General features: G+C 37.9%; 4 protein-coding genes and 1 pseudogene. 2 read left to right on the top strand and 3 right to left on the bottom strand.

Features of this window, described 5'->3' with window-relative positions; translation table 11 throughout:
* Positions 1 to 210 (top strand): annotated as a pseudogene (locus H6G97_RS47905) (hypothetical protein); the annotation flags it as partial.
* A gap of 105 nt (positions 211 to 315) precedes the next feature.
* Positions 316 to 783 (top strand): RrF2 family transcriptional regulator, encoded by a 468-nt coding sequence (locus H6G97_RS47900; RefSeq protein ID WP_190947356.1) that lies wholly within the window; start codon positions 316 to 318, stop codon positions 781 to 783.
* A 130-nt stretch (positions 784 to 913) separates the two neighbouring features.
* Here the strand turns inward: H6G97_RS47900 and H6G97_RS47895 are convergent, their stop codons facing one another.
* From H6G97_RS47895 to H6G97_RS47885, 3 genes are all read right to left on the bottom strand, one after another.
* Positions 914 to 1,339, bottom strand: coding sequence for a YidH family protein (locus H6G97_RS47895; RefSeq protein WP_190947355.1), 426 nt, complete (start codon positions 1,337 to 1,339; stop codon positions 914 to 916).
* Between the two features lie 306 nt (positions 1,340 to 1,645).
* Positions 1,646 to 2,269 (bottom strand): hypothetical protein, encoded by a 624-nt coding sequence (locus H6G97_RS47890; protein WP_190947354.1) that lies wholly within the window; start codon positions 2,267 to 2,269, stop codon positions 1,646 to 1,648.
* A 107-nt stretch (positions 2,270 to 2,376) separates the two neighbouring features.
* Positions 2,377 to 3,129 (bottom strand): cadmium resistance transporter, encoded by a 753-nt coding sequence (locus H6G97_RS47885; protein WP_190947353.1) that lies wholly within the window; start codon positions 3,127 to 3,129, stop codon positions 2,377 to 2,379.
* Positions 3,130 to 3,512: the final 383 nt, after the last annotated feature.

Below are 3,512 nucleotides of genomic sequence, written 5' to 3'. Positions count from 1 at the left end.
TTGGCTGGTCTGTGTGATGGTAATTCCAAGCGCCACACAACCAAACCAACAGCAGAAAAGTTGTTGAATGCTTTCAATGGTATAACAATGTATTTTCATCGAGACGGCAGCTACGAAATGACTCAACTCGGTGAACTTCAACAACAAATTTTAACTCTGATGGGAATACCGCAGTCACTTTACACTTTCCCTTACCTTGTACCTGGATAAGTGCTTACCAGAATCCTATCTAATTAAGCTCCATAAGCTTTACAGTGCATTAATTCCTCTTCTAGCTTTTTAAATCAGCGAACCGACCGAATTAACAGTAGTATAATGACGAATACCTTAAAAAAACAAAACTACACCCTCTTGGATCTGTCTGCCAAAGTCGAATATGCGCTATTGGCACTTTTAGAACTAGCCAACCATTATGTTCACAAAACACCCACAACTATGAGTGATATATCTGCCAAGCATCCAATACCAGAGCGTTATCTAGAGCAGATTCTTTCCAGTCTGCGGCGGGCGGGTGTGGTACAGAGTCAACGTGGCTCTAAAGGAGGTTTTGTTTTGGCGCGTGAACCTCGACAATTAACGTTGTTGGAGGTCGTGATTATGTTGGATGGAGAGCAGAAAGAAAAAGAGCCTTCTTCTGAAGAAAATTTGGAAAAAGGTTTGGTCTCGGAGATTTGGCAGCAAGCAGATTTTGCTGCACAAACTATTTTAAGTCAATATACCATCCAAGACTTGTGTGACCAGCGCGAAGCACGTTTACAGAAGAGTCAGATGTATTACATTTAGCAACATAAGAATGCAGATTAGCTAGAGAAGAAGGTTTATCAAAAAATTGGGTCTAAAGCCTTGTTTTTATAGGAGGGCTTTATATTTACTAAAGCCGCATCTCCCACTAAAAATGTAGAAGGTAAATCTTTCACTCCAGAATATAACTATTCAAATAATCGAGAGGAACTGTGAATACATAGTATAGTACGCCCCCACCGAGGAGAAGTACAGCTAGACTCGCCAGAAGTATCCAACGGTCTGGCGGTTGATAAGTATCCTCGTCAATATCTCGACGAACAGCAAAATAATGCTGAGTTGAAAGTAATACTGTTAACACACCAACTAAGGCAAATGCTAAACCTAACTTCCAACCATTACCAGGAGGTTGTGGTGCTAATGGAGGTCGAATAATCCGCAATCGCACAATCAAAACACCAAAACCCATGAGCGCAATACCACTTCGCATCCATGCTAGATAGGTACGTTCATTTGCTAAGTGATCTCGAACTCGGTCTGATCTATACTTCTTCTTTTCAAAATTCTTCACTTCTAATTTTTCTGATTCTATGTTCATACAATTTATACATTTGAATAGTTATTCAAGATTTTCACTATTTAATTTGTTTTACAAAATAAATAACAATATTTAAAAAACAATGAGGCTTAATTTTTTTAAAACAAATTAGATCAAAGCAATCGATTTATTTAAGATATCTAATTAATTATTTTTATTGGAAATCTGTAGTTGATATATCACTCGATGCCTATGCGTTCAACTATATAATAATATAAATTGAACACAAAAGAGCCAGAACAATTCTGACTCTTAATTTTATTCAAGGTTCTGATCAAATTTACCTAGTCAATCTGTACTAGTAACTTAATCATCAATTTTCGCAGTAGTAATTCCAGCATCTAGCGCGGCTTGCAAATTTTCAGGAATAACCCAGTTAACTTCACCTGATTGAAAAACTTTTGCAGGTGGAAGATTGAATTCAATTTCTCCAGTTTGTGGGTTGTTTGTCGCAACTAATCGAGTTCCATGAACAATCTTAAAAGCTTTAGAAGGGTTGGCTGCTTGTTCCTCTGTAGCCACTTGTCCAGGAATATAAACACCTTGACAATCCCATTCATCATCGGTTTCTGCGCCACTAGGGAGCAGATATAATTCGTTGTCGTAGGTTGAGGTAGATTTTTTTGGTTTCTCACCGTATATTAACAGTGTTTGAGCGGTTTCATTGCGACAAATTCCTACAGGATCTTCACTATTTTCTACAATGTACTTTTGGTATTTCAAATTAGTGATTTTTTGCTCAATTTCTGGTGTAACTCCTTGAGCTTGTTTATCCTGTAAAGCAGATTCTAGTGATTTAGTAAGTTCTATATAGTCTGGGTCATTAGCTAATTTTTTTCCTGCCCAGGATGGTTGAGCAATCATCAAGTTTACTATCAGTAATAAGCAAACAAGGGTAATTTTAACAAGAGTGTTTTTGAAAATTTTCATGTGTTTCTCCTAATAAATTAGTTTTTTCAGATACTAACTACCTAATTTAAGGTATTGATTGAGCATTATTTCATCTGTCTATTGATGCAACTTGCAAATATAAAAGCTCATTTTTGTCTAACTCTAGGTATAACTTCGGCTTCAGACGATCTCAAAGAAAATCCATAATTTTCTCGCCAAATGTTATTGCCTAAAATTAACAGATAAGAACCAATACTTACACAGGTAGCAACAACTAAGGCAGGAGTTTCTAACGTTTGGCTTTCTATTAAAATAGAAACACCTAATCCCATTAAAATAAAGGGAACTAAAGAATTACCGTAGCGAGTAATTGCAGAAGCGATCGCCTTGATCCGAGTTAAGTGATAGGCTGTATAACACCACACACCTACCATCACGAAGAAAACTACCAAAATTACAAGTAACTTATCCCATGCATTAGTCGCAAAGATTGGCATATAGATGCTGAGGTTGTCACTACCGTTAGCGATGGTAACTGCTGCTACACCGTAGGTTTGGGGGGAAAGGAAATTGCCCCACCAAGCTTGCGAAGATTCAGGAGTATTTAAATCCTCTGTATCGCTAGTCTCTTGATTTAGTAAGCGATTGATACCGATCATAATTGGAACAATACCCAGTAGACCAATCCAAGGTTCTGGTAGGATAAACTTGCCAAAGAAGCTGGGTAAACTGGCAACTACTAAGGCACTAAAACCCAAGTACTGACCGATAACAATGTGACGACGGCGAAAGCTAGTATTTACCTGTGAGAAAAACAGCGACAGGACAATAATATCGTCGAGATTGGTAGCAGCAAAAGCCGTGAGTCCTGTAGGAATAGCAGTCAGTAGTTCGCTCATGGGTGTGTCGTATATCCTCAATGGTAGTGACTGTCAAGCATCTGTATCGGTGAGATAGAGGTTGCGAGTAGGGAAAGTTCGTAATTTCAGAAAATCATTAGTGTAGTTAACACTTTTGCTAAAGGCGTAGTTTCACTCTATGGCTAGTCATCAATAAAAGCAAACAGTCTTTTTTGTTAAATCCATAGACTGAGTTTATGGATATGCCGATGTAACTGCAACCACCACGTAATTCCCAATATTGAGAGCTATCTACGAATTTCCGCTAAATTTACCGTATAATTCTTTCAGAGTGTTCAAAATCACTACTATACAACCCTGTACATATTCCAAATGACGCTGGAACAGTTGCGAATTTTTTTAGCCGTGGCGGAAATGCTGCA

The sequence above is a fragment of the Nostoc flagelliforme FACHB-838 genome, from assembly GCF_014698065.1.
GTDB classification, from domain to species: Bacteria; Cyanobacteriota; Cyanobacteriia; order Cyanobacteriales; family Nostocaceae; genus Nostoc; species Nostoc flagelliforme_B.
Note: the sequence above shows the minus strand (reverse complement) of the source record. Positions and strands in the feature narration are given on the sequence as shown.